The sequence below is a fragment of the Salinispira pacifica genome (assembly GCF_000507245.1).
GTDB classification, from domain to species: domain Bacteria; phylum Spirochaetota; class Spirochaetia; order DSM-27196; family Salinispiraceae; genus Salinispira; species Salinispira pacifica.
In genome coordinates this window covers 179,612-205,794 of sequence record NC_023035.1, presented here as the reverse complement: position 1 = coordinate 205,794, position 26,183 = coordinate 179,612, and the positions used below count along the sequence as shown (strand labels likewise).

The following is a 26,183-nucleotide window of genomic DNA, read 5'->3' as shown; positions in this document are numbered from 1 at the left end:
ATTTATTTGACGTTATGCACGGACGATTGGAGACGCTCATGAACACCATTAAAGAAAAATACGGACATATTGCCAAAGAGCTTATACAAAACAGCATTCAGACAGGACATGTTGATCCAGATGCCATTTATCAGGAAGCAAACAAATCCAACAGAGCCATCCTCAACAAAATAGTGCAGGATCTGCTCCTGCCCGGCAGTGACATCAGAAATTTCGCAGAGCTGCTTAAACTGCACAATCTGGCACAGGAAGGCAAGTCATGCCTCATCCTCATGGAGCATTACAGCAACTTTGACCTCCCCAACCTCTATTATCTGCTGGAGAATAAGCACAGCAACGGCGAGGATATCGGCGACAGCATTATTGCCATGGCTGGTATGAAGCTGAATGTGGAGAGCGAATTCGTGAGAGCGTTCACCGAAGCATACACCCGGATTGTGATTTATCCCTCCAGAAGTCTCACCCCCCTTATGGGCACGGCGAAGTACGAAGAGGAAAAAACCAAAGCCCGGAAACTGAACATGGCAGCCCTTCATGAGATGGTAAGGGCCAAACATTCGGGGAAAATTATTCTGCTTTTTCCCTCGGGGACCCGCTACCGTCCGGGAAACGAAGATACCCGCCGGGGACTTGCGGAGGTGGACTCGTATATTAAGGGTTTTGATTATGTTCTTCCCATAGCCATAGCCGGCAACACCCTGAGGGTGAATGCAAAGGGCAGCATGAGCGAAGATTTCGTCCATCCTGACTGCATGGTATTTCAGGCCGGAGATGTCAGGGAAGCAAAACCCTGGCGGGCCGAGATCCGGAAGGAAGCGCCCCAGGGGGAAAATCCCAAGCAGTTTATGGCGGACCGGGTAATGGAGGAACTTGCGGAGCTGCATACCCAAGCCCAGGTTTATCGGAAGGAACAGCTGCCGGCGGATTACCGGGAAGATTAAACGGGGTCGGGAAAAGCAGTATATATTGTGCTGAGTTCCCTGAAGCCATGCCGTTCCAGCATGGGACCGAGAAACCCCACTCCCGCCCAGTTCTCGAAATGCACCTGGCGCACGTCATCCGAAGCACATTCATGCAGATAATGCTCCAAGAGAGTACCGGCAATCCCCAGGCCCCGGTATCCGGGGTCAACATACAACTGCAGAATGTGTGCAACCACCTTGTTCGGGGAAATCTCATCATGAAGCGCCCACAGAAAACCGCACAGCTCAGCTCCGGGGTTATACACCCCCAGAACCAGACACCCCTCATCCGCGCTTTCCGGAGACGGCAGGTGATCCCGCCGAAAACTGTACCAGTATGCGGCTTCTTTGGGGTCGGTAAATACCAGAGAGAATGCAGCCTTATCCAAATCGGAGGCCTGCTGCAGCTCCTGAGCCTCCTCCACCTCATGAATTTCGAAATCGCTGAGGACCAGATCCTCGGTTTCAGGAATTTCCGCCTTTAATGCCTCCAGACCGCGGCTTTCGCGAACGGTGTTGAACCATTCAAGAACATGCCGCTTCATTTCACGGTCCTTGTAGGCAAACCACAGCTTTTCAACCTCAGGAAGTTCCTTCAATGCGTTTTTAAACTGTCTGAACACCCCCCTGCCGCTTTGGAGAATCCGGCGCAGCTGCTCCCGGGCCAGGGGGTTTTTCAAGCCTGCCACAAACCCTTCCATCAGGTTGTAGCCGTCCACGGACTCCCAATCGGGTATGGGAACCAGATCTCCGCTGTTTTCTTCCGGGTCATGATCCGGATTAAATTCGCTGTCGCTGATAATCTCCAGGCTGTCCAGATCCAGGAAATAGCTGTGTTCCTGATTTTCCATTCCGAAGATAATCTGATCTACCAGTTCGCTGCTGAGATTGGCGCTTTGGTTCATGCAAGCCTCTTTTGTTTTACTCTTCTTCGGGGAAAAGCTTCCCCTGGGAGAACCGTTCCTGCTCCAGATCCTCCAGTTCACGCAGCTTGGCCTCCACGTGGTTGAGCTGCACCCGCTGGGGCGGACAGAGCCGTCGGTGACAGATCATCAGTTTGCCGTCATCCAGAGTCTGGCCGGAAATAATCATCCGAACCGGAATGCCGGTACGGTCAAGGTCCCTGAACTTGCGGATTACCGGAATTTTCCGGTCATCCAGCAGAATTTCCGGTCCCAGCCGGGAATGGATTTTATTGCCGATTTCCTGGATTGTTGCGCTTCTTCCCACAATGATCAATACCGCCTTGTATGGGGAGATATTCATGGGCCAGATGTATCCGTCTTTATATGCGTGGGCTTCCACCAGACTTGCCATGAGACGCCCAAGACCGAAACCGTAGGCTCCCATGGAAGGATATACATCCTCTCCCTGCCGGTCCTTCAGAAGAAAGCCGAATTTCCGGGAGTAAAACTCGCCGATGCGGTAAATACTGGCAATCTTAATGCTGCTGCTCAGTTCAAGTTCGGTATTGCAGTGATAGCATCGGGCAGGGGCATCCACCATGGTGAAGTCCCCGCTGAAATCCGCATCAAAATCCCTTCCGAAGTTTACGTTGATAATGTAATTTCCGGGTTTCCCACCGCTGAAAATAAGGTTTGCACTTTCCGCCACCGAGTTATCCACGGCAACTGAAAACTCCCAGTTATCCAGATCCGGCATCGAGTCCAGCAGAGGAGAGAGAAACGGAGACGCGGCAGGGTCTGAAGCCTTTCTGCGCCCCCGCCCCGGTTTTACATACGCGGGGAAGCCCATTTGTTCCAGCTCAGTCTCATTCATTTCGGTGATAATCGGTACATTCAGTACTTTGGCAAGCTTGTCCGGTGAGACACGGCGGTCTGAGCGGTACACGGCGAACACATATCCCCGGAGGGTTGCAAAAACCCTGGCCTCGGCAGTTCTGCTGGCGGGAAGCCCCCGGGACTGACGGAGACAGGCAAGATCAAAACAGTTTTTATGGTTCACCCGTTCCATTTCAAGGGGACGCCCGGCATGATACTCCTGCCGGGCCACAGCCACATCCTGGTTCGCACTGTAGCCGCATCCGGGACAGTGAACCAGCACATCCTCTCCCCAGGGATGCCCCAGAAGAAAATCGTAGGAGTTGCTGGCCCCTGCAAAATTCGCCGACCCTTCGGCGGTAATCATATTCAATCCCAGACCGGTGAAAATAGCCTTGTATGCTGCGAACATCTTGGGAATGAAGTTGTTCAATTCGGTATAGCTTCGGTGAAAGGAATAGGAATCGCTCATAATAAATTCCCGGGCCTTCAGCAAACCGGTTTCACTGAGCACCTCATCCCTGAATTTTCCCTGGAACTGATAGATGAACCTGGGCAGCTGATCAACAGAACGGATGCTCCGTCGCATGCATTCCACACTGGCTTCTTCATGCATGGGGGCCAGGACCAAAAGGCGATTATTCTTGTCTTCAACCCAGGTAATCTCTTCAGAAACCATAATATCCCGCCCGGAAGTCTCCCACAGCTCTCCCGGGTTCACCAGGGGCAGCAACACCTCTTCACCCCCCAGCTTCCTGAGCTCCCGTGTTATGTGGGCGGCAATGTTCCGGATCACCTTCATTCCCATGGGCAGATACGCGAAAAGCCCATCTCCCAGAGCCTGAATATAGCCTCCCCGCAGCAGCAGGCCGGTGCTTTTCAGCCGCCGGGACGTTCCGCCGTCGTCTTCGGGAGAGTCATGGAATACATGGAGGGTTTGGCTCATTTTCATTCTATCTGTATTCTAATTTGCCCGGTATGATCCTGTCCAATGGAATATGACGGGCGACTTGACAACCCCCATTGTTTGTCAGATATTGGTGTTAGCAATCCAAGGCAGGCTTTTCAATCCCGTGAACAGCACGGTCACCGGAACAGGGGCTCAGCACCCCCGGAGATCGGGCAATGCCTGGAGCGCCAACCCCTGATCCGATCCGATTAATTCCAAGCAGTCGGACGGTATGCCGGAATATTCCGGAAAATCACCATGTATTAGGAGATATGTATGAGTTTAATCGAATATGTTGAGGCCAGAGAAATCCTTGACTCCCGTGGAAATCCCACAGTTGAAGTAGACGTCATCCTTGAAGACGGCAGTTTTGGCCGTGCAGCAGTACCCAGCGGTGCATCCACCGGTGAACATGAAGCCGTGGAACTCCGGGACGGAGATAAAAAGCGCTACATGGGCAAGGGTGTTCTCAAAGCCGTGGAAAACGTTAACAACACCGTTGCTGCGGAAATCGAAGGCCTTGATGCACTGGATCAGGTGGAAATTGACCGGACCATGATCGAACTCGACGGTACCGAAAACAAAGGAAAGCTGGGCGCAAACGCCATTCTGGGAGTTTCCCTGGCAACCGCCCGGGCTGCTGCGGATTTCCTCGGACAGCCCCTGTTCAAATACCTCGGCCCCTACCACACCACACTGCTTCCCGTCCCCATGGCGAACATCATCAACGGCGGATCCCATGCGGATAACTCAGTGGATTTTCAGGAATTTATGGTAATGCCCGTAGGTGCGGACAGTTTCCGTCAAGCCATGCGCATGACAGCGGAAATCTTTCACAACCTGAAGAAAATTCTCAAAGATAAGAATTACGCAACCTCCGTTGGCGATGAAGGGGGCTTTGCGCCCAACCTGAAATCCAACGAAGAAGCTCTTGAAGTGATCATGCAGGCAATTGAAAAAGCCGGATACAAGCCCGGTGAAGATGTATTCATCGCACTTGACCCCGCCTCAAGCGAATTCTACAACAAAGAGAGCGGCAAGTACGAACTCAAATGGTCCACCGGCGACAAGCTCAGCTCTAGCGAAATGGCCGATTACTGGGCAGACTGGGCGAAGCGCTACCCCATTATCAGCATCGAAGACGGTATGGCGGAAGACGACTGGGACGGCTGGAAAGATCTCACCGACAAAATCGGCGACAAAGTACAGCTTGTTGGAGACGACCTCTTCGTAACCAACACCTCACGGCTTTCAACCGGAATCGAAAAGGGAATCGCCAACTCAATCCTGATCAAGGTAAACCAGATCGGAACTCTCACCGAAACCTACGAGGCAGTTGAAATGGCCAAGCGGGCAGGCTACACCAGCATTATCAGCCACCGCTCAGGTGAAACAGAAGACAGCTTTATTGCCGACCTGGTTGTAGGTCTGGAAACCGGACAGATAAAGACCGGTTCCATGAGCCGCTCCGACCGTCTTGCCAAGTACAACCAGCTCATGCGGATCGAAGACATGCTCGAAACAACTGCAGAATATGCGGGAATGAAGGCCTTCTACTCCATCAAGTAGACGGACTTTTTCAGACAGCCAGGCCCCGTGCCGCAATCAGATGCGGTCACGGGGCTTTTTTTGTGTGTATTTCAGGGAGCTTCATTGGCCGGAAGTATCACCATGTCAATGAGAGTACTCATCTCCTGTTCAAAGCCGTGAAAATACCCGTCGCGTTCCCCGGGTGCGACAATTTCGGTCACAAACACTTCCATCTCCGAGGAAACCATCTGGTTCACACTCATAGTCCTCATAACACCGGCGGATCCAAGCCCCAGAACCCCCAGGGCGAACAGCAGCATTGCCGCCCGGCCTGCTCTCTGCACGGCTGACCGGCCTATGGACCGGTGACGCCGGAAGGGGCTTTCACCGTCCAGGGCTTGTTCGCTTTCCATGCGTCTTTCCAGTTCAACCCTGCCATGGTTCCGAAGAATATTCAGCACATCTTCCTGGGAGGGGGTTCCGCTCTTTTTTTTCATCCGGAGTATCTTCATAGTTCAAATCCTCCTTTCCCGGCGTACAGCCGTGTGAACTGTGCCGCAAGTTTTTTTCTTCCCGTTGAAAGACGGGATTTCACCGTCCCCTCGGGCAGACCCAGAATTTCAGAAATTTCCCGGATGGACATTCCTTCAATTTCTTTGAGCATCAGGGGCATGCGAAATCGGGGAGAAAGCTTCATCAGGGCATCGATCACGGTCTCCCTTTGGGCATGAGACAGAACCAGCTCTTCAGGACCCGGAAGAGTGCTGGCCCGGCCCTCCAGCAGCCCTTCCCAGTCACCGCTGTATTCCCGGCGGCGGCGGTTTTTACGGAATCCGTCCAGAGCCGCGTTCCGGCACACGGAAAAGAGCCAGGATTTAAATCCGGCGGGTCCGCGGAAACTTTCCAAACGCTCTATGGCCCGAAGCAGCCCCTCCTGGAGACTGTCTTCAGCATCGTGGAGATTTCCGTTATGAAGCACATACAAATATCTGCGCAGTGCGGGGATATGGGGAGCAAGGAGGGCCCCGGGATCATCGACTGCTGCCGTATCTGCCGGGACATTCCCTCCTCCCTGATCCTGTTTCCGGACATCCATTATTCAGCGTACAGTTCCATTATGCGGATCGCCCTGCGCAGGTCCGGACGCGCTTCCCTGATTCGCCTGCTGAGGGCAGGGAAATTCATTCCCGATTGCCGAAGTTGCCGGTTCAGCTGCTTTATCAGAGCCCAGCGCCGTGGTCCCAGAACCTGCTGCATCCCAAGTTCTCTGACTATCTCGGCCATGCGGATCTCAAGCTCATAGTCCAGACTTTCCCGGATAAGATTTTCCACCTCTCTGAGATCCGGTTCATCTGCCAGCAGCTCCCGGGATACTCTGGCCCGGAGTATTTCTATTTCAGCCATGGGTATGTTCCGGCTGTCAGCATACTCCTGCTGAATTTCAGTTATGGTAGAAAGTTCATCCTCCGTTATGCCAAGACGCTCCAGGCTGCCAAGCAGCTCAGCTTCCGGCGAATTATCTTCAGCCCAGACCGCTGCAGCCGAACTGAGTATCAGCAGAATAATGGCTATTCTTTTCACAGCATTACCGCCGATCTGCATTCCGTCTTTCCCGGTTATGTTCCGTTGTGCTGTCTTCATGAATTCCTCCGTCGTTATTCAATCTGATCAGAATTGATTTCATCTGACTCTATAGACGCTTCTGACGGCCGGAAGGTTCATTTTTTTTTCAAATTCCCTGTGTTTCCATATACTCCGCAGAACACGTTGTGTATTCCGGATTTTTACGGAAAATGCCCGAAAAATGACTGAAAAATGAACGAAAACGCCGCAAAAAAGATAGGGAAAAATGCCGGAGAGAAGCTCATATCAGGGGATGTAGAGAAAACAGAAATCGCAGACATTGGTATTGGTCGGGCCTGTTTTGTATACAATTTCCTGCTCCGCAAGATACTGATAGGAGTTGTTATGACTCAGATACTCCTGGATATCCGGTCCGCCTGAAAGCCTTCGTATTTCTTCTGGACCGATAATCGCCCCGGCGGCATCGGTGGGCCCGTCGTTTCCGTCTGATCCGGCGGCGAGAAACCAGGGACTGCTGCCAAGAGCGTCCTCTCCCCAACGGATCATTTCATTGAGATAAGACAGAGCCAACTCCTGGTTCCTTCCTCCACGTCCCCGCCCCCGGATGGTAACGGTTGTCTCACCCCCGGCGAAAATCACAAGGTTCCGGTCCGGAGGATCCATTGCCATGGCCGCAAACAGCTTCGCCATTTCCCGGGCTTCGCCGGTGAGCCGGGATGTGAGAATAAGCGTTTGCATGCCTCTGCGGGCCGCACATTCGGCGGCTGCATTCAGCGATGCCCGGTTATTACCCAGAATTACCGTTCGCACCTTTCTGAACAGTTCGGATCCGGGCTTGGGAGTTTCGGGCACATCCCCTTCCAGTCCCCGGCGAAAATGTTCAAGAATCCGGTCCGGCAGTTCTTTTTCAATCTGATATTTACGTATCACCTTCCACACATCGGCAAAACTGCTGGAATCCGGCACGCCGGGCCCCGAGGCGATCACCTGGGGATCGTCTCCCACTACATCCGAAAGAAGAATATTCACAAACACGGCGGGATGTGCAATTTCAGCCATCCGCCCGCCTTTCATACCGCTGGCATGTTTTCGCAGGGTGTTCAGCTCATGGATATCCGCCCCGCATTCCAGAAGTACCCGTACCATTTCCTGAAACTGTTCATATGCAATTCCCGGATAGGGCCTGGCCAGCAGAGACGACCCGCCGCCGGAAATCAGGTTAAAGACCAGTGTTTTTTCATCGGCGGTCTCCAGGAGGGAACTGATCTCCCGGGCGGCCTGTACGCTGTGTTCGTCGGGAATGGGGTGCCCCGCCTCTTTCAGTCTGATAAACTCCGTCTCTGCAGTGTGACCGTACTTCACGGCAACCAGTCCTTCCATGGCTGTTTCACACTCTTCAAACGTAATCTCCATGGCTCGTGCCATGGGAGCGCTGGCTTTTCCCGCACCGGTGAACAGTATCCGGTTGATCCCCGAAAGGGGAATGTGTATTTCTCCGTCGCCGTCGAGAATGTACACTGATTCATTCTCATAGCGCACCCGATCCCGAATCATCTGAAAGGGATCCGCCCGCTTTACCGCTTCTTCATACAGTTCTTCCATGAACGCTTTCATTTTCACTCTCCCGGGGCCGTTATCCGCCGCCGAACTGCGGTGCACCCTCCGGTTTTCATCATATCATTGTATGAAAAAAATTGACGGATAAAAAATTTGGCCGTACAATACAGCCCTAAACTAAACCGGTTTACGTCGCATTCTCAACGGTATGCCTCTGTCATATTCAGTTTTCCAGCGAAAAACGGCGTAGATCATGCTTGGCAAATTCAGTAAGACGATTACCGGGTTTGCAGAACACGGTAGAAATCGGCATCCGAGGACATCTATCCGCCTGTGCTGATCTCCACCCCATAACACACGACTCTTTCACAATACTATTGAGAAAGAATCTCAGGAGTATACATATGTCCCGACTGACAAATGCCCGGAAAAGCGGCATTCTATTGCACCCTACGGCACTTCCAGGAAAGTACGGTATCGGCACCCTGGGCAGAGAAGCATTCAATTTTGTTGATTTTCTCACGGTATCCCGTCAACGGCTGTGGCAGATTTGCCCCCTGGGGCCCACCGGATTCGGAGATTCGCCGTATCAGTGTTTTTCCGCCTACGCAGGAAACCCCTATCTCATAGATCTGGATCTGCTTATTGAAGAAGGAAGCCTCACCGGCAGCGAGCCCCAGTTGAAGGAGCTTGAAAAGCTGTCTCAATCAAAGGTTGAGTTCGGAAAAATGATCCCCCATAAAATGAAGCTTCTTGAGACGGCCTTCTCCGCCTTCTGGACCAAATTGGAAAAACAGACCCTGGATGAGGTACAGCAGGCCCATTATCGCCGCTACCTCAACGATAACGCCTCCTGGCTGAACGATTATGCAGAATTTATGGTTATCAAGGAGATGCAGAAGGGGGTGAGCTGGGATAACTGGCCGGAAAAATACCGCATGCGGGACGGTGACACGCTGGAAGCATTCCGCAGGGAGCGGCGGAAGGATATCGAGTTTCAGAAATATCTTCAGTTTCAGTTTCACCGGCAGTGGACTGCAGTGAGGAACTATGCCCATTCCGCCGGCATCCAGATCATCGGAGATATGCCCATATTCGTGGCATACGACAGTGTTGATGTCTGGGCCAACCCCGAACTGTTTCAGCTGGATGCCCAGGGAAAACCCACTCATGTTGCCGGCGTACCCCCGGACTACTTCAGCGCAACCGGCCAACTCTGGGGCAACCCTCTGTATGATTGGGAACATATGAAGGAGAACGGTTTCAGCTGGTGGATAGATGTCCTGAAATCCAAAATGGATCTTTATGATATTGTACGGATCGATCACTTCCGGGGTTTTGAAGCGTACTGGGCGGTACCCTATGGAGATACCACCGCAGTAAACGGCCAGTGGGTGAAGGCTCCCGGAAAAGAACTCTTCACCGCCATTATGAAGGCTTTGCCCGAAGCTGATATTATTGCCGAGGACCTGGGGGTCATTACCCCTGAGGTGGAAAAACTGATCGCTTTCACCGGCTATCCCGGAATGAAGGTGCTTCAGTTCGCCTTCGACTCCAATGACGATAACGATTTCCTGCCCCACAATTATGTGAAAAATGCGGTGGTGTACACCGGCACTCATGACAACGAAACGGTGAACGCATGGTATGCAAACTCCTCCCCGGAGGATCGAAATTTTGCCACGGAATACCTGCAGCTGCCAAAGGAAAATACCGAAGTTCACTGGGATTTTATCCGCAGCGCCAGCGCATCGGTGGCCGCCACAGCAGTGTTTCCCCTTCAGGATATTCTCGGTCTGGGTGAAGAAGGACGGTTCAACTTCCCCGGAACCCTGGGAGGAAACTGGGACTGGAGGTTCCGGAAAGAGGAGCTTACCATGGACCACGCACACAGACTGGGCAGGATCACCGAACTGTTCGGACGCTCCTGAGGGAATTCCCATTCTCTGTACTTTTCCCGCCCGCCGGGTATAATGTTGGCATGGCGGATCTACGGGATGTGACCACAGTATTAAAAACCCTCTCAGACCAGAATCGGCTGCGGGTACTCAGCCTCCTTGACGGAAATGAACTCACCGTCAAGGAGATGCTGGAGATCCTCCAGCTGAGCCAGTCAACACTCAGCTCCCAGCTTTCCCAACTGAAAGATTCGGGTCTGGTGCAATCCCGGAGGGATGGTCAGTACGTTTTTTACAAACTGCCCAGACAATACCCTCAGGATGTAAACGAGTCGTTAATGACCGTAATTAACCCCTATATCAAAAACGCCGACTGGTATGAACGGGATCAGCGGAATTTGCAGGAAGTGTTGAAGACCCGCCAGGCTGCCTCATGGCAGTACTTTGCAGACAGGAATGTACAGAACAGCCGTTCTCCGGGACAGACCTGGGAATCCTTCGCTCTTGGAATTATGGGATTGCTTCCTCCTTCCAGGATTGCGGATTTCGGCTGCGGAATCGGCAGAGTCGCCGGACTTCTTGCGGAATTCGGCCACAGGGTTGTGGGGATCGATAACAGCCTGGAGCAGATTTCCAGCGCCCGGAAACTTCACGCATCCATGAAAGACCGGCTGAGTTTCATACAGGCGGATATGGAAGCCTGTACCCTGGATAACGAAAGCATGGATGTGGTTCTGATCAGCCAGGCGCTGCACCACTGCCGTTCACCGGAAAATGTGATACAAGAAGCCGCCCGGGTGCTTGTACCCGGAGGAAAAATGCTGATCCTGGATTTATACCGTCACAGCCAGGAATGGCTTCAGGACAGGTTCGGCGATCACTGGCTGGGGTTTGAGCAGGAAGAGATAGAACGCTGGGTGGAAAACGGAGGCTTCGGCAACTGCAATGTCCGCATTATCCGCTCAGACAGCGAACACACGGAGATTGATACCCTGGTGGTGTACGCCGGGAAACGTTAAAGAGCCGTTCTGCGCACCGGCATGGTCATACAGCGCAGTCCGCCGCCTCCCCGGGCCAGTTCGATTCCTGGGACGGTAACCACCAGGCGTTCATCACTGTCCGCAAGTTTTTCCCAGGGTTCATCGGCGGAAACCGGCAGAACCCGGTATCCTTCGCTGCTGAGAGCTTCAATTGTCGCAATATTGCTTTCATAACTCACGATTTTTCCGGGCCCGAAAGCAAAGACATTGGTTCCTGCGAACCACTGTTCCCGCTGCTGAAAGTGAATATCGTCTCCGCCGCATTTTACGGTCTTGACTCCCCTGCCCAGAGCTTCCAGGGCATCCGGAAGCCCCTGGTAATCAGTGAAGCGGGGCTCCTTTCCAAGTGCAAAATGTCCGTGGGTACAGCGTGCGCGCTTCGGACCGGTCACCAGAGGTTCATATACCAGTGCGGTCTCCTGATCCAGATAGGTGAAAATCATATCCAGATGAATGGTTGCCCGCTGCAGGGGCAGGTTCACTGCAAGCACATCCAGAGGTTCTTCGTACATGTTCATAACCGAGCGTACCAGGGCGTCTATGGCCTGGGGGCTCGTTCTCTCGGATATACCGATAATCAGGAGATTGCTGTCAGCCACCAGGAAGTCTCCCCCTTCCAGCCGGATATCAGTCTCGGGCCATGCACGCTGATGGCGCAGCCCGGAATATACAACCGTTTCCGGATCTGAAAGATGATTCCACACCACCTCCTGAATCACCGATTCATTCCGCCGTACACCGTGGGCCATACCGCCGACCAGCACTGACTCACGGTAGGCCATGGCGCTGTCACGCATGAAATAAAAATTCGGGAGGGGCGAAAGATCGTAGAGCCGGGTATCCAGGTGATCCTGGAAGCTGCTTGCGCTTTTATCCAGCCCCTGAATCATCGCCCGGGAAAGTTCACCGGGAGAGAGGGCATCCAGACGCTCGGTCACTTCCTCATATTTGCTGCCGTCAAGCGACTCGGATTCCACAACGGCCTTGATGGCGAAGCGTTTCGCCTCTGAATGACCCAAAGCTTCGGTCAGCAGATCGCCTATTTCCAGAACGTTGCTCACCCGGTTCATAAAGTTCCAGAGCATGGAATACTCGCTCTGTACCGCCTGAAGGGGGATAATCTCATTGTACAGCTGTTCATGGGCCGAATCGGGAGTCACCGATTCCACCTCCGGTCCCGGACGGTGCATAATCACCGATTCGAGACGTCCGATTTCTGAATGAAGAAAGGGTACTGGAAATGACGATTGTTTCATTAATATACTCGAATGTGCCGGCGGGGAGACTTGAACTCCCACACCATTGCTGGCGGCAGATTTTGAGTCTGCTGCGTCTACCAATTCCGCCACGCCGGCCTGGATTGTTTGAACGACTATACCTTAAACATGAAAAACTTGTCCAGAGCAGACACATCTTCACAAACCAGCCATGAAAGAATGCCGTACCACCACTTCAAAAGGACTTTATAATGGGATACATTGATTTCATGCCAGCTGCTCCCGCATCCACAGTGCCCGGAAAATCTCTCTCCCGTTTCATTGCGGCAGCGGCACTTTTCATGGTCATCCTTCTTGCATCCTGCCGGAGCACGGCTAACGGTACTCCCGAGAACACGTTCACAGTCCCGGAAAATCTTCCCCCGCTGATCAGCTACGCCATGCGTCATATCCCGGATATCCCGGAGAATGAATCTCAAATTTTCATTATCACCAGCGCCGCGTCCAGCCTTACCGGCAGAGACAACCCCGATGACGCCCGAAGGGTCCTGGATCTGGGAGAGAACCTGATTGAGGGTTCATCCAGCCGGCGGCGTATAGAACTTCTGATCGAGCTGAGCAGAAACTATGTGGAAGCGGGTGTCATCAGCCAGAGCATCGCCCTGTTGGAACAGGCTCTGACACTGACGGAAAGCTCAGATCAGGATCAGACCCGGGGGCGTCTGGTTCAGGAAATCATTACAGTTTGCTTTTCCATCGGAAGCGACGCCCTGGACCTTCTCCGTCAGGCGGTTCAGAAGATATATATAATAGAGGATTACCGGCTTCGGGCCGATTTGCTTCTGGATACAGCCAGAAGATATCAGGAAAGCGGGGAAGGGCAGCGTTCCAACACACTTTTACAGCAGGCAATCCCCGCCGCCAGTTCCATAGAGAACCAGCTTGCCCGGGCCAGAAGCTTCAGCCAGCTGGCATTGCGTCTGACGGAGGAAGGCAACAGCGATCTTGCCCTGCGCTACGTGAACAAGAGCGTAGAAATCCTGCAGACCGACGGCACCGCGGCTCCTATGGGCTCAGGAATTCCCGGAACCACCTCAGATGAACAGATCTCCCAGACTCTCATATTTCTCGCCAGAGGCGGAAATGCCGGAGAAGCTCTGAGTTTCAGCAATATGATCAGTAATGACCGGCTTCGCCTGAACGCTCTGCTGGAAATCGCCAGGGCATTTTATGAATCTGATCAGCTTCTTCAATCCGACCTGGTATTCGAACGTATATTTTCAATTCTTGAGCGGAATGCACCGGATGAGCTGGTCGTATCCATGCTTCTTAACATCTCCCAGACCTATTTCGAATTGAATGATCCAGCCAGCGCAGAATTGTACCTGGAGGCAACGGAGAGTTACTTTGACAGAATCACCGATATCAGTCAGAAAGACAGCCTGCTTCTGGAAGCTGCAATCCTCTATGCCAGACTAAACCGGCTTGAGTCGGCGCTGGAAACCATCGCTCAGATCAGTGATCCTTTTTTCGTTGCCAGAGGTTACAGTTCGGTTGTAAATGAGCAGCTGAACACGCTGGGCTCAGGGGATGAGGGGCCGTCTGACGAATTAACCCGTCGTTTTGAGGATTTATTGGAAAGAGCACTGAATACCGAGCAGGAATCCTCTTCTCTCGAAGACGTGCTGCGAAACGAAATCGCCCAGCTGTATCAGCGGCTGAATTCATTCGATCTGGCTCTGGGATTGGCCAGCGTTATTCAGGACAGCTATCTGAAAGCTCTCACACTCTCCCAGCTTCATGCCGGTTTATCGGGCACAGACGAAGAGGCTGCAATCATCGAATCCTACAGCCGCCTTCTTTTGCCCTGATCCCGGCCTGTACCCAGGGTCACCCCGGTCCGATTCTGGTACCGAAAAACTCCCTTCCCTCAAGAACGGCCTGGATGTTGCTGAGATCCCGGCCTCCGGCTGCAATCACTTCCATTCCCATATCCGCCGCTTTCCGGGTGGCCACCGGGTCAAACGGAAGGTTTTTTCCGGGAGTCCATTCATCACCCACCATTTCCCGAAATTCACTCCAGCTCACCTGATCCAGCGGCCTGGCATTGGGATCCAGCTTTGGATCGGCGGTGTACACCTGTTCGATATTTGAAAGATTGATAATCCGCCTGGCGTTGAAACGTTCAGCAAGCATTACCGCATCGAAATCGGTGGAGAACCCCGGTTTCCATCCTGCAGCCACCAAAACCGAACCGGTGAATTCAAATTCTGCACTTGGATCGGTAACCACCGGGTTAAGGCAAAGTCCGGCGAAACCTGCCCGGATCAGCTCCGCATTGAGACGGGTGGCCATAATACCGATCCAGTCCTGGTCATCATGAATGGGGTTATCCACAATGTTCCGGTATGCCTGCTGATATTTTCTTGCAGGACCGCCGCCGCCTACGATGAGAATCACTTTACGCTCTTCCCCGCCGGCTTCGCCGGTATATGTTTGAATCAGCCGGATAAAACGGGATACAAACTCCGTATCCACCCCGTCGGGGGCAACAATTGAACCGCCAAGAGAAATTATACTGACCATTACACCACCTTTTTTCCGGGTCAATCTTACCTGCACAGCCCGGAGCTTTCAAGCTCTGCACTTCCATGAAGGATTGACAGAGAACCCCCATTCATCGGATATTGAGCACGTCTGCTTATGAAAAATATGAAAATACCAGTTAAAACTGCAGTAATTATATTCGGAATTCTCCTGTGCGCTCTACCTGTTTCAGCTCAGGAAATTATCACCGGACAGGACTTTTTTGACCGGGTTGCCGAGAACTATCAGGGCATTGAAGACTATAGTGCCGACTTTGAAATGACTGTGGAAGACACAGTAATGTCGGGACTTATCTATTACAAGAATCCTAACCTCATACGCATCGATTTTCTCGACCCCGAGGAGCAGGTTCTGGTTGCCGATGGTGAAATTATTCAGGTATATGTTCCCGATTACAATGTGACCCTCACCCAGAGGCTCAAAGACCAGACAAACCCCGGCGGCTTTGCCACCGGCGAAGGGCTGTCGCTGCTGCGGCGAAACTACCAGATAGCCTTCAAGGACAGTCCCGACCCCCAGCCGCTGGACAACTCCTCGGAGGGCAGTTCAGAACTGGTGTATAAATTATTCCTCACATGGCGAAACACCGCCCAGGGGTTTCGTCAGATTGAACTGGCCGTTACGCCTGATCTCTATATCCGGCGGATGACAGCCGTGACCGCCGACCGCCGAAACATAGAGTTCACATTTAAAGACATTCAGGTTAACCAGAGCATTCCTATGGCGCGATTCGAATATGACTCGCCGCCCTCCTCCAATAATTTTGATAATTTTCTGTACGGAGCTGAATGAGCATGGAATCAATCGGTGAGAAGCTAACACAGCAGCGGGAGCAACGGTCAATCAGCATTGATCAGGCAGCACGGGAAACTCATATAGCCAAGCGCTTTCTGGAAGCACTGGAGAATGAGCATTTTGATACCTTTCCCGGAGAAAGCTATCTCATCGGATTTCTGCGGAATTACGGGGATTACCTGGAACTGGATTCCGACGAACTGATCAGTCTGTACAAAAACACCCAGATTCAGGAACAGCCCAGCCCCATAGATGAACTTCTGGATACAAAACCCAAGCCGAACTACCCTCTGATTATTTCCATACTTGTGGCGGTAACAGTTATTGCCGGGGGAGCCTTTCTCCTTGCAGGGCTGGGATCCGGAAGCGGCGGCCGGACGGCTGACAACAACACGGCAAGTGCACGTCAGCAGAGCGAATCCCCGGAACGGGATATTCGTGAGACTGTGAGCTTCAACTCGGAAATTCTTGAGCAGGAATTCTCACCCATGACTGCTGTTGAAGTGAGCGTGGGTGATGAGCAGTACCGGATAGAAATCGGAGAGATCACTTCCCCTCTGCTGCTTCACAGCGACAGAGAAACACTTGAACTGAGTCCCAATGAAATTTCTCTGGTGGATATGGACGGCGATGAAACCCCTGATATCAGGGTGATGCTGAAATCATTTCTCGACAACGGCAACCCGGTTATCCGCTTCGACAGGATAATCGCCGGCACGAATGCTCAAACTCCGAATTCCCCTGCAACGGAAGCAGCTGCCCAGGAAAGCCTGGTAAACCCGGGCCGAAGCATAGAGCCAAGCAGGGAGCGCCCCGTTCAGCAACTCACAGGTTTGACCGACACCGGAGCGAACCTGCTGGTGGAGGCCATATTCCGGGGACCGGTAATGTTCCGTTTCATGAACGCCGACGGGGAAATCCAGCAGAGGATGTACGGCAGCGGCGAACGTTTCCAGACAGAGATCTCCGATGACGGCTACTTCTGGATCTCAAACGCCGGCAAACTGCAGTTCAGCGTGAACGGCCAGAATATCAGGCTGGGCAGCGACGGACAGCCCCGGGCATTTCAGATCCGGAAAACTCCCGAAGGTACCGAACTGGCCCCCCTCTACTGAGGTGGGTCCCCGCTGCCTGCTAACAGGTTCTCCGGAACGGAACCGTCGGGACCGTTCTATCCCAGTGATCCAAAACCATGTATACTGAAATCCACAGCAAATTTCCCAAATGGAGTATGCGGATGGAAGAGCCTACAATCTTTGAGAAAATTATAAGCGGAGATATTCCTGCGGATATTGTACTGGACGGGGAAGGGTTCCTGGCATTTCGGGACATCAACCCCCAGGCTCCGGAGCATGTACTGGTAATCCCCAAGACCAAAATCCGGGGGATTCATGAGCTGAATCTATTAGACGCCGAGACCCTGTATGCTTTCATGCAGGGGATCAGAAAGACGGCCTTGCATCTCGGTCTTGAGGAAGGCGGCTACCGTGTGGTATTCAACACGGGAAAAGACGCCCAGCAGAGCGTCGACTATATTCACGCACACATCCTCGGCGGACGGGCCATGACCTGGCCTCCGGGGTGAGGATCAGCATTTTGAAGCCCATTCATGAAAGCCTTGAATTACTGAACGAGCAGCAGCGGAATGCGGTGCTGCACAAGGGAAGTGCCCTGCTGATTCTTGCAGGGGCGGGTTCCGGGAAGACAAGGGTTATTACCGTAAAGATTGCCTATCTCATCGAGGAACTGGGTGTGGATCCCAGATCAATTCTTGCGGTTACGTTCACAAACAAGGCGGCGGGTGAAATGCGGGAACGCGCCCGGGATCTGAGTGAAGCCGCAGAGGGTGTGGTGATCCGCACCTTTCACAGCTTCGGAGCCTGGCTCATGCGCAGGAATGCTGCCGCACTGAATTTATCATCAAACTTTACCATTTACGACGACGATGACAGCCTGAGCCTTCTTGCAACCCTGTATCCGGAAAAATCACGACAGCAGCTGAAACAGTATAATACCCTGATCAGTCGGGCAAAAGACAGCTGTCTCGGCCCGGATGATTCCCTGGAAGATATCAGCGGGGATCCGGAACTGCAGACAGTATATGCAGCCTACGAACGGCGGCTGAGGGAAATCGGGAACAGCGATTTCGGAGATCTGATTCTCCGCCCCATCGAATTGCTTCAATCCGACCCCGCCATAGCGGAACGCATCCGGAACCGCTTTTCCGTAATCCTGGTGGATGAATATCAGGACTCCAACCACGCTCAGTACCGGCTGCTCAGTGAACTGTACCGCCCGGGAAGCTATATTTGTGTAGTGGGAGACGACGACCAGTCCATTTACCGGTTCAGGGGAGCTGAAGTGAAAAACATCCTGAACTTCCCGGAGCTGTTCGATAACACGGATATCATCAAACTTGAACAGAATTACCGCAGCACCAATCCCATTCTCGAACTGGCCGGCTCTGTGGTGGCCAATAACCAGGGACGGCTGGGAAAACAGCTCTGGACAAGCCGTGAAGACGGAGCCCTTCCGGTAATCGCCAGACTCAGCGACAGTGATGCAGAAGTTGACTATGTACTCCGGCTGATACGGGATGATTTTGAGGGTGAAACTGCCATCCTGTACCGCACCAATGCACAGAGCCGTCTCTTTGAGACCCGGTTCCTTCAGGAAGGCATACCTTACCGAATCGTCGGGACCCTGCGGTTTTATGAACGGGAAGAGATCAAGGATGCCGTTGCCCTTCTGAAACTCATCGCCAACCCGAAGGATGAAGTATCCTTCAACAGAATTATCAACAAACCATCCAGAGGCATCGGAAAGTCTGCGCTGGCGGATATAAAAACTCACCTTCACCCCGCCCGGGGCAACCTGGTTCTTGCGGCGGAATACGCAATGGCATCAGCCAGAAAACGCACATCAACCGGAATCGCAGCCTTTCTGGATGTGATCAGGGGAATGGAAACGCAACTCAAGGAGAGCGGCGGCGGGCATCTTGGGGAGCTGATCAATTCCGGCCTGGAGCGCAGCGGTCTCGCCCAATACTATATCAATCAGGACGAAATTGCCGGGAGCACTAAAATTCAAAACCTGGAAGAACTTGTGAATGCAGCCAGCCTCTATTCACCGGATTACGAAGGTCTGGTGGAATTCCTTGAAGCCATAGAACTGGACAGCTCCCGGGAGCAAAGTGATGAAGATGCCATGGTGACTCTCATCACCATGCATAATACCAAAGGGCTGGAGTTCGACAGAGTTGTGATTACCGGTCTGGAAGATGATCTGTTCCCCCGGGCGGATAACGGAGACCCGGACGCCCTTGAAGAGGAGCGCCGGCTTTTTTATGTGGCCATAACCCGTGCCCGGCATGAGCTTCATATTACCAGCTGCGCTTCCCGCCGCATCCACGGAAGAATTCAGCGGCTGAACCCCTCCCGTTTTCTGGGGGAAATCCCCGGCGAACTGGTTGAATTTTCCGGACGCAGTGCACCGGACACCCCCGGGGATCCCTCTTCAATATTCTCAGACGAAGACCCCTGGGCCGCATGGTCCCGGGCAGGACAGGGCGAACCCGGATTTTCCCGTCACTCCGGCGGCAAAGAGGAAGACGTCCAGGGTGACTATCCCCGTGGGCAGGCGGTGTACCATGACGATTATGGTCCCGGAGAGGTGATCAAAAGCATGTTCAACGGCAGCGAGGAAGTGATCATCGTCAGGTTTCAGTCGGGACAAACCGCCCAGTTCATCCCCCGCTTCAGCGGTATAGAAAAAATCAGCAGCTTCTAAGCCCGCCTATTTACACCCGCGGGTGTATTCAGGGATACAAGGACGGAATACATATGAAAATTACCAGAGCCCGGAATTATCGGCTCTATTTCGGCAACCCGAAACTCAGAATGCTGGACCTGGCACTGGACGGCGGAAGGGCCCTCTTCGGTCACACTCCTCCGGGCCTGGGGAAAAGCTATAAAAACGCCATCTCCCGGGGGCTGTACACGGATGTTGGCACCCGGATTCACGGTATCGTCAGCAGGGAACTGCGATCGCTTTTTCCCGGATATCAGCCGTTGATATTTCCTCATCGCCGGGATGCCCTGGATTTCCTTGGCATGACCCGGGAAGATTTCGCTGCTGCCGACTTCAGTTCACCTCATGAACTTCACAACGGCGTACTGGTGTGGCGTCCCTTTGCAGCCCCGCTGTCTGAGCCGCATGCCGCTGCGGGTGACCGGTCCTTCTCTGTTGATTTTGACCCCGATAGACCGCTCTTCCCCGCCCCCGGTTCTCAGACAGGCGCATCCCCGGCCCCCCGTGTAATTCTGCCCGTATTTCCCCAACCCGGAGAAAATTCTCCCCAGGTGCTTATGTACGCCCGGGACGCAGGTCTGAACCCGAAAAATGTACCCGGATGCCCGGGGATCGCCCTCCACGGATTACAGCATTGCATGGGATTAACCCGGCGGGCAGTTCAGCTCGGGAGTTTCCGTTCGGCTGCCAAGCAGAAATATCAGCCTGAAAAACACCGAAAAGCCATGGGAGTAAGCAACTTTCTCTTCAGTGAAGAGCAGTGGCTGCGCTTCATACCGGCTGAGCTTAACTATTTCACCCGCACAGGTCCCTATCTCATCCCGCCGGGCAGATTCCCGCCGGACAGATCCAGAAGAACTCAAGAGAGCGTCGAATCTGAACAGGCGACGGCGGTCTGGAAGGAGCTGAGCCGGGAGTTGCTGCAACAGGGGATTCTGCTTCCTCCGTCGGCCGGGGATATTCTGGTGCTGCCGGCAATAGCCTCTCAGCGGGAAGCGGGTGATATCCGCCGGACTTTGCAGTATATTCAGAGTAGAATGGAAGGAACCACAGGAGAAACATCATGACAGACGCCACCATTCTGATGATGGTGCGCCTCGGCGTAGGCGCCATCACCACCCTTTTCGCAATCCTTCTCTGGGCCAGAACCCGTGACAGCGCGTGGATGCTCATTATTATCGGGGTGGTGGTGTATTACGGGGGTACGGTATTCCAGGCTCTGGAACTATTCGGCATGGCCAGAATCAATCTGCCCATTGAAGTGCTGAATATCAGCGCACGGGCACTGATGGAGAATTTACCCATGCTGTTTATCAGCATAGGACTGCTGGTGATGCTCAACAGAAAAACCTGAATGCTTGACCAATCCGCCGACTTCATGCTTTAGTTTTAATCATACAGCGGCTTTGGAGGAACTATGGTAGCTCTCATTATTGGAATTCTTTTTATCGCTTTTGCGGTTGTTTCAGTTTGGCCCGACCTGCTCTTGAACTGGTGGGATCAGATGATTGCATTTCTTCAGGGCGGAATCCCTGTGTTTGCTCTCTTCATCGGTCTTATCGCCGTTTTCATCGGGATAGCAGATATCAAGGACCGCATCGAAGCCAAAAAAGAAGAAGCTGAAGAACAGAAAAATCAGAATTCGGAAAAGAAGTAACAGACACAGATAATCAGTACACGGCGGGTCTTCCTTGCAAAAAGGTTGATCCCCGGTATGGGGATGAGGATGTGAGTCAGGACTGAACACTGCTCCGTTCAGGCTGACAAAATTCGATTCCCCGCATATATGTTGGCAGTTTCAGCCCCACCCTTTCCCTGCTGAATCCAACACAATTTCCGGATTCCCTTCTCCCTCAAAGACTCCCACCGTTGGTGCGGACTTTGTGCGGGCTGTGAATCCCTTGACATTTTGTTGTGGATGTGGAAATATGCACAACCACTTTGACAAGATAAATCCTTACGGACTAGATAATTGAGGAGCATTTCCTTAACTGCGTGAGGAAAATTGAGTAAGGAAAGAAAAGGCTAATTGCAATGAAAACGATATTCAAAAAACCGGTAGATTTCGATCGCAGCTGGTACGTTATTGATGCTGAAGGCAAAAACCTGGGCCGCCTGGCTTCAAAGGTAGCCCAGATCCTCAGAGGAAAGCATAAACCCTATTACACACCCCATCAGGAATGCGGGGATTTTGTGGTTGTTGTGAATGCAGATAAAGTTGCCGTAACCGGCGATAAACTGCAGAGCAAAATGTATTATCGGCACAGCGGATACATGGGCGGCTTGAAAGAGACCAATCTCAGCGAGATGCTGGATAAGAAGCCTACCACGCCGGTGGAAAAGGCGATTAAGGGCATGCTGCCCCATAACCGTCTGGGACGGAAGATCTTCAAGAACGTAAAAGTTTACGCCGGCCCCAATCATCCCCATGGAGCACAGAAACCTGCTGCCCTCGAAATTTAAGGAGTTATATTGTGGATAAAAAAAATCTTGCACTGGGAACAGGACGGAGAAAGACGTCAGTAGCCCGTGTGTATCTCCGGAAAGGAAACGGAACCATTACCGTAAACAGCAAACCTGCTGCCGAATACTTTAACCGGGAAGAACTGGTGTACATTATCAACCAGCCCCTGGACGTTACCGACAACAAAAGCAACTACGATGTTCTGGTAACCGTACGCGGCGGCGGAAAAACCGGTCAGGCCGGCGCAATCCTCATGGGTTTGTCCCGGGCTCTTGTTGCCCACGATGAAGCAAACCACAAGGCTCTCAGAGCCAACGGTTTCATGACCCGTGACGACAGAATGGTTGAACGGAAGAAGTACGGTCAGCGCGGCGCGCGTCGTCAGTTCCAGTTCTCAAAGCGTTAATCACCATTCATCCAACATTACTTGGATCCATCCCCGTTCCCTGGGAACGGAAATTCAACCGGCGGGATATCCGCCGGTTTTTTTATACCCGGGTTTTGAGTATATTTTACCTATGACTGATAATTCCGCCGATTCCGGAGCGAACGCCCCCGGGACAGCCGGCCCTTACCACAGTCCCCCGTCTCCGATCTCTTCCCTCCCCCCCGATGCACCTGACGTACTGCATTGGTCCTTTCAGGAAGACAGGAGGACTCTCAGCTTCCGCATTCAGGAAACCCCGGATGTGCAGGACGGGAGCCCCTTCGATACTGTTCTGCCCAGGGAGCTTACGATCCGGGAACCGTTTGTTCACGATCTGCTGATTGAGATCGAAATGGAGGGTAAGCCCGGTATCTCCACAGTTCTTGAAGCGGAAGCATTGCAGAACTGTTACCTGCAGGGCCTTACATATGTTTCACGAAGAGAACACAGCAGACAGCAGTTGAGCATCAAGCTTCGAAGGAAAGGATATTCCGCCGAACAGATCCGCCGGGCGCTGGATGAACTTGAGAATGAAGACTCCCTCAGTGACCGACGCTTTGCAGAACAGTGGACGCGGAACCGCCTTCAACGGCACCCGGAAGGGCGGATCAATATAATCGCCGGCCTGCAGCAGCGGGGAGTTCACCGCAGTACCTGCAATGAAGTATTGGGCGAACTGGAAACAGACGATCCCGGTCTGTTCACCTACGCCTGCCTCAATTTTTTGCTCAAAATGCATAGGAAAAATGCTGATTCTGAAGAACTTATCTTTTCCTGCAGAAAAAGAGGTTTTAGCATTAAAAATCTTGAGAATTGCAGTAAGGAGTTTTATAGTATTACTGGGATGAAGATTTATTGATTTTTTACCTTGACATATTAGATATATTTTATTACATTCTATAAATCAACATCCAAAAAAATCCAATCCTTAGGGGTGTATTATGGCACGGACTGACAAGAAAATCCGAATATTCTCAGCTCTTGAAGTAGCAAACATCTGCGGTGTGGTTAACCAAACCGCCATAAACTGGATAAAAAACGGCTACCTGAAAGCATTTACAACTCCCGGCGGACAGTATCGCGTCTACGCCGAGGACCTCATCAGCTTTCTCAGCGGGCGCGGGATGCGCTTACCTGTGGAACTGCAGAAAATGATGGAAGAAATACAGAGTCTGCGTACCATTCTGATTGTCGATGACGATCAGGCATTGAATGACAGCCTGAAAAAGGGGCTGGAAATGATGGATCCCGACCTCACCATTCTGCAGGCCACAGACGGGTTCGAAGCCGGCCGGGTGAGTGTTGAGAGCAAGCCCAACCTTATCATCCTGGACATTGATCTTCCCGGTGTAGACGGATTCAAGCTGTGTAAAACATTTACAGCAGATGAAAAGCTGGCAAACCCCATCATCATCGCCATCAGCGGAATGGGTCTGGATGACACCGAATCAAAAGCAATGGAAGCAGGTGCAGATGCATTCATGGCCAAGCCTATTAATTTTGATGAACTGTCATCACTGATTGACGATCTGCAGGAGAAACGCCAGAATTCCTGATTCAGCCGCCAACACACCACAAACTTCTTTCCACACATACGCAACATAAAAAGCCGCTCAGGATTAACCCGGGCGGCTTTTTCGTTCCTCGCGCCTCATTAATACTCCTTGGTATCAAATCCTTTCAGCGCGGCAAGACCGAAGATAAAAAATATCAGCGCAGTTCCTGCAAAAACAATGGAACGGCCCCAGATTCCCCAAAAGCTGTCTACTATCACTCTGTCTCCTGTGGTGAGCAAGAGCCCGATGGAATCTCCAACCGAATACTCTTCGGTATCCACAGGACGGGGTGAAATGAACTCATTGGAAGAACCGTCCATGGCTTCATAACGGATAACCGGATAATTTTGAATTCCGCTATCCTCCTCGGTAAACGGAATGGCATTCTGCACTACCCGATACCGTATAATTTCCCCGCTCACCGGACGTGCTCCGGATATGCGGGACAACTGTATGACCCCGAAGACGATGGCCACCGCCAGCAGTGCTGCCGCAAACCACCAAAATATCCGGGCGAAGGCTTTCGATAAACTCATAGTAAAAACTCCCTTCCGTATACCATACTTAATCAGAGAAGAAGGGGCAAACACTGATCCAGATATTCAGCCCCCCTGGGCTGATTTTTCCCTGATGAGTGGGGGACCGGCAGAAACCGATACTCAGAGACTGAATTTTTCCATATGGACTTTGGCTGATGGAACACCCGATACTTTAAGGGTTTTGCTCAATTTACTCATCATCACGGGAGGACCGCATACAAACACCTCCCAATCCTTCTCCACCGCTGCGTGTCTGTTCAGGCAGGACTCATCCACAAAGCCGTAATCCAGCAGCCCGGGAATCTCCGCCGCCTGCGCAGCATTCACCGATCCGGGATCCTGGGCCTTGCTGAGTACATGAACCATTTTCAAATTCTTCATGTCGTTCTGAATCTCACGGAGTTCTTCCTTCAGGAAAATATCTTCTTCCGTTTTATTGCCCCAGATGAAAACGATTCGCCGGTCGGGATCATCTTTTCTCAGAAGTCGAAGCATGCTGAGCATAGGAGTAATTCCCACTCCCCCGGCGATAAAAAGCAATGGAGAAGAATCATCAACATTCGTATAGGAAAAACGGCCGTAAGGACCTTCTATGTAAGCTGATGAACCTGCATGATTATCAACAAGCTGGGAAGTAAAATCCCCCACAGCCTTGATGGTGAAAACCACATCCTTACTGATAGGCGAGGAGCTGATGGTAAACGGGTGGGCCGGTTCGGTTTTATCGCCAATCTTCAGGCTGATAAATGCGAACTGGCCCGGTTTATGATCGAGATCCTCTCCGGCGAACGAGAGCTGAACCACGTCATGGTTCAACGGTTCGATGGAGCTGAGCATATACGGTTTCTTCCGTGATCGAAGATAGAGATGTATTCTCCAGACCCAGGAAAAAAGCACCATGGCGAACATGGTCAGCCACAGAATATACACCAGCCTGTTTGAAGCGATGGTGGTGCCCAGAAGCATTGAGTGAATAAACAATCCCGGATACAGAACAAAGGTAATTCTGTGCAGAATTTTCCAGCGCTCATATGACAGCTTGAGATTCACCCTGAATGCTGCGGTAAATGCAACCAGAATCAGCAGTATGAGGCCGGCAATTCCCCCAAGCACCGGAATATCCGACGGGAACCGCAACCGCAGTCCGCCGCTTGCGGAAATTCTGTAGACGAGATAAATGACCCCATGACCGATAAGAAGAAGAACCGCAGTAATACCCGCGAGTCTATGAACATAAATGAGCTGATCCTGACCGTAGGTCTTCTCTATGAACGGCAGTCGGGATGACAAGAGAAACTGCAGACTGATCAGGGTAAAACCCACAAGACCGAAAACTCTGATAAACATGAACGCATCAACAACCGGATTTATGAAGATATACGTTGCCGGCGGCAGCACCAGGAGAACCAGGGCCGCAAGGTTAAGAATCGTCTTTTTCATAGCTACTCCACCCCTGAAGTATAGCAT

General features: G+C 52.3%; 26 protein-coding genes and 1 tRNA gene. 16 read left to right on the top strand and 11 right to left on the bottom strand.

Going from position 1 to position 26,183, the window contains the following annotated elements:
• Positions 1-38: 38 nt before the first annotated feature.
• A complete protein-coding gene (locus L21SP2_RS00880; protein WP_024266559.1) occupies positions 39-941 on the top strand; it encodes a 1-acyl-sn-glycerol-3-phosphate acyltransferase in 903 nt (300 codons plus the stop codon).
• On the opposite strand, the gene L21SP2_RS16595 is transcribed toward L21SP2_RS00880, so the two are convergent.
• Both L21SP2_RS16595 and L21SP2_RS00870 read right to left on the bottom strand, forming a co-directional pair.
• Positions 938-1,867 carry a GNAT family N-acetyltransferase gene (locus L21SP2_RS16595; protein ID WP_024266558.1) on the bottom strand — a complete coding sequence of 310 codons (930 nt, stop codon included), beginning with the start codon at positions 1,865-1,867 and terminating at the stop codon, positions 938-940. The genes L21SP2_RS00880 and L21SP2_RS16595 overlap by 4 nt on opposite strands.
• Positions 1,868-1,883: 16 nt before the next feature.
• Complete coding sequence (locus L21SP2_RS00870) at positions 1,884-3,695, bottom strand: proline--tRNA ligase (RefSeq protein WP_024266557.1); 1,812 nt, start codon at positions 3,693-3,695, stop codon at positions 1,884-1,886.
• Between the two features lie 273 nt (positions 3,696-3,968).
• On the opposite strand from L21SP2_RS00870, the gene eno reads away from it, so the two are divergent.
• Positions 3,969-5,261 (top strand): phosphopyruvate hydratase, encoded by a 1,293-nt coding sequence (eno, locus tag L21SP2_RS00865; RefSeq protein WP_024266556.1) that lies wholly within the window; start codon positions 3,969-3,971, stop codon positions 5,259-5,261.
• Between the two features lie 71 nt (positions 5,262-5,332).
• Here the strand turns inward: eno and L21SP2_RS00860 are convergent, their stop codons facing one another.
• From L21SP2_RS00860 to L21SP2_RS00845, 4 genes are all read right to left on the bottom strand, one after another.
• Positions 5,333-5,734 carry a hypothetical protein gene (locus L21SP2_RS00860; protein ID WP_024266555.1) on the bottom strand — a complete coding sequence of 134 codons (402 nt, stop codon included), beginning with the start codon at positions 5,732-5,734 and terminating at the stop codon, positions 5,333-5,335.
• The gene (locus L21SP2_RS00855) at positions 5,731-6,318 is read right to left on the bottom strand and encodes an RNA polymerase sigma factor (protein ID WP_024266554.1); all 588 of its coding nucleotides are present in this window, start codon (positions 6,316-6,318) and stop codon (positions 5,731-5,733) included. Before L21SP2_RS00855 ends, L21SP2_RS00860 begins: the two co-directional genes overlap by 4 nt.
• Complete coding sequence (locus L21SP2_RS00850; protein ID WP_024266553.1) at positions 6,318-6,863, bottom strand: hypothetical protein; 546 nt, start codon at positions 6,861-6,863, stop codon at positions 6,318-6,320. The genes L21SP2_RS00855 and L21SP2_RS00850 overlap by 1 nt, the downstream gene beginning before the upstream one ends.
• Before the next feature lie 228 nt (positions 6,864-7,091).
• Positions 7,092-8,420 (bottom strand): glycerate kinase type-2 family protein, encoded by a 1,329-nt coding sequence (locus L21SP2_RS00845; protein ID WP_024266552.1) that lies wholly within the window; start codon positions 8,418-8,420, stop codon positions 7,092-7,094.
• A gap of 347 nt (positions 8,421-8,767) precedes the next feature.
• On the opposite strand from L21SP2_RS00845, the gene malQ reads away from it, so the two are divergent.
• Together malQ and L21SP2_RS00835 are read left to right on the top strand one after the other, a co-directional pair.
• Entirely contained in the window at positions 8,768-10,294 is a 1,527-nt protein-coding gene (gene malQ / locus L21SP2_RS00840; RefSeq protein ID WP_024266551.1) for a 4-alpha-glucanotransferase, read from the top strand.
• A 50-nt stretch (positions 10,295-10,344) separates the two neighbouring features.
• Complete coding sequence (locus tag L21SP2_RS00835; protein ID WP_024266550.1) at positions 10,345-11,280, top strand: metalloregulator ArsR/SmtB family transcription factor; 936 nt, start codon at positions 10,345-10,347, stop codon at positions 11,278-11,280.
• On the opposite strand, the gene L21SP2_RS00830 is transcribed toward L21SP2_RS00835, so the two are convergent.
• Together L21SP2_RS00830 and L21SP2_RS00825 are read right to left on the bottom strand one after the other, a co-directional pair.
• A complete protein-coding gene (locus L21SP2_RS00830) occupies positions 11,277-12,557 on the bottom strand; it encodes an arginine deiminase (protein WP_024266549.1) in 1,281 nt (426 codons plus the stop codon). The two genes, L21SP2_RS00835 and L21SP2_RS00830, sit on opposite strands and share 4 nt — an antisense overlap.
• A 15-nt stretch (positions 12,558-12,572) precedes the next feature.
• Positions 12,573-12,656, bottom strand: a tRNA-Leu gene (locus L21SP2_RS00825).
• Between the two features lie 113 nt (positions 12,657-12,769).
• Between L21SP2_RS00825 and L21SP2_RS00820 the strand changes: the two genes are divergently transcribed.
• Positions 12,770-14,389 (top strand): tetratricopeptide repeat protein, encoded by a 1,620-nt coding sequence (locus tag L21SP2_RS00820; RefSeq protein ID WP_041400960.1) that lies wholly within the window; start codon positions 12,770-12,772, stop codon positions 14,387-14,389.
• A 19-nt stretch (positions 14,390-14,408) separates the two neighbouring features.
• On the opposite strand, the gene pyrH is transcribed toward L21SP2_RS00820, so the two are convergent.
• Positions 14,409-15,104, bottom strand: a complete 696-nt coding sequence (pyrH, locus tag L21SP2_RS00815; RefSeq protein ID WP_041400958.1) for a UMP kinase — start codon at positions 15,102-15,104, stop codon at positions 14,409-14,411.
• A gap of 126 nt (positions 15,105-15,230) precedes the next feature.
• Here pyrH and L21SP2_RS00810 point away from each other — a divergent pair, with 126 nt between their 5' ends.
• From L21SP2_RS00810 to L21SP2_RS00760, 11 genes are all read left to right on the top strand, one after another.
• Positions 15,231-15,917, top strand: coding sequence for a LolA family protein (locus L21SP2_RS00810; protein WP_041401850.1), 687 nt, complete (start codon positions 15,231-15,233; stop codon positions 15,915-15,917).
• Positions 15,914-17,035, top strand: a complete 1,122-nt coding sequence (locus L21SP2_RS16590) for a helix-turn-helix domain-containing protein (protein WP_024266544.1) — start codon at positions 15,914-15,916, stop codon at positions 17,033-17,035. Before L21SP2_RS00810 ends, L21SP2_RS16590 begins: the two co-directional genes overlap by 4 nt.
• A gap of 122 nt (positions 17,036-17,157) precedes the next feature.
• Positions 17,158-17,505: an HIT domain-containing protein gene (locus L21SP2_RS00800; RefSeq protein WP_024266543.1), complete on the top strand. Its 348-nt coding sequence runs from the start codon at positions 17,158-17,160 to the stop codon at positions 17,503-17,505.
• An 11-nt stretch (positions 17,506-17,516) separates the two neighbouring features.
• Positions 17,517-19,709 carry an ATP-dependent helicase gene (locus L21SP2_RS00795; protein WP_024266542.1) on the top strand — a complete coding sequence of 731 codons (2,193 nt, stop codon included), beginning with the start codon at positions 17,517-17,519 and terminating at the stop codon, positions 19,707-19,709.
• A gap of 53 nt (positions 19,710-19,762) precedes the next feature.
• Positions 19,763-20,797, top strand: a complete 1,035-nt coding sequence (locus tag L21SP2_RS00790) for a hypothetical protein (RefSeq protein WP_024266541.1) — start codon at positions 19,763-19,765, stop codon at positions 20,795-20,797.
• A complete protein-coding gene (locus L21SP2_RS00785; RefSeq protein ID WP_024266540.1) occupies positions 20,794-21,084 on the top strand; it encodes a hypothetical protein in 291 nt (96 codons plus the stop codon). The genes L21SP2_RS00790 and L21SP2_RS00785 overlap by 4 nt, the downstream gene beginning before the upstream one ends.
• Positions 21,085-21,147: 63 nt before the next feature.
• The gene (locus L21SP2_RS00780) at positions 21,148-21,387 is read left to right on the top strand and encodes a hypothetical protein (protein WP_024266539.1); all 240 of its coding nucleotides are present in this window, start codon (positions 21,148-21,150) and stop codon (positions 21,385-21,387) included.
• Positions 21,388-21,764: 377 nt separating this feature from the next.
• Positions 21,765-22,193, top strand: a complete 429-nt coding sequence (gene rplM / locus L21SP2_RS00775) for a 50S ribosomal protein L13 (RefSeq protein WP_024266538.1) — start codon at positions 21,765-21,767, stop codon at positions 22,191-22,193.
• Between the two features lie 11 nt (positions 22,194-22,204).
• Positions 22,205-22,600 (top strand): 30S ribosomal protein S9, encoded by a 396-nt coding sequence (rpsI, locus tag L21SP2_RS00770; protein WP_024266537.1) that lies wholly within the window; start codon positions 22,205-22,207, stop codon positions 22,598-22,600.
• A 112-nt stretch (positions 22,601-22,712) separates the two neighbouring features.
• The gene (locus tag L21SP2_RS16585; RefSeq protein WP_024266536.1) at positions 22,713-23,480 is read left to right on the top strand and encodes a regulatory protein RecX; all 768 of its coding nucleotides are present in this window, start codon (positions 22,713-22,715) and stop codon (positions 23,478-23,480) included.
• A gap of 82 nt (positions 23,481-23,562) precedes the next feature.
• A complete protein-coding gene (locus tag L21SP2_RS00760; protein WP_024266535.1) occupies positions 23,563-24,177 on the top strand; it encodes a response regulator in 615 nt (204 codons plus the stop codon).
• Positions 24,178-24,275: 98 nt separating this feature from the next.
• Here L21SP2_RS00760 and L21SP2_RS00755 read toward each other — a convergent pair whose 3' ends face one another.
• A complete protein-coding gene (locus L21SP2_RS00755) occupies positions 24,276-24,713 on the bottom strand; it encodes a DUF3592 domain-containing protein (RefSeq protein ID WP_024266534.1) in 438 nt (145 codons plus the stop codon).
• 123 nt (positions 24,714-24,836) lie between these two features.
• Entirely contained in the window at positions 24,837-26,156 is a 1,320-nt protein-coding gene (locus L21SP2_RS00750) for a ferredoxin reductase family protein (protein WP_024266533.1), read from the bottom strand.
• Positions 26,157-26,183: the final 27 nt, after the last annotated feature.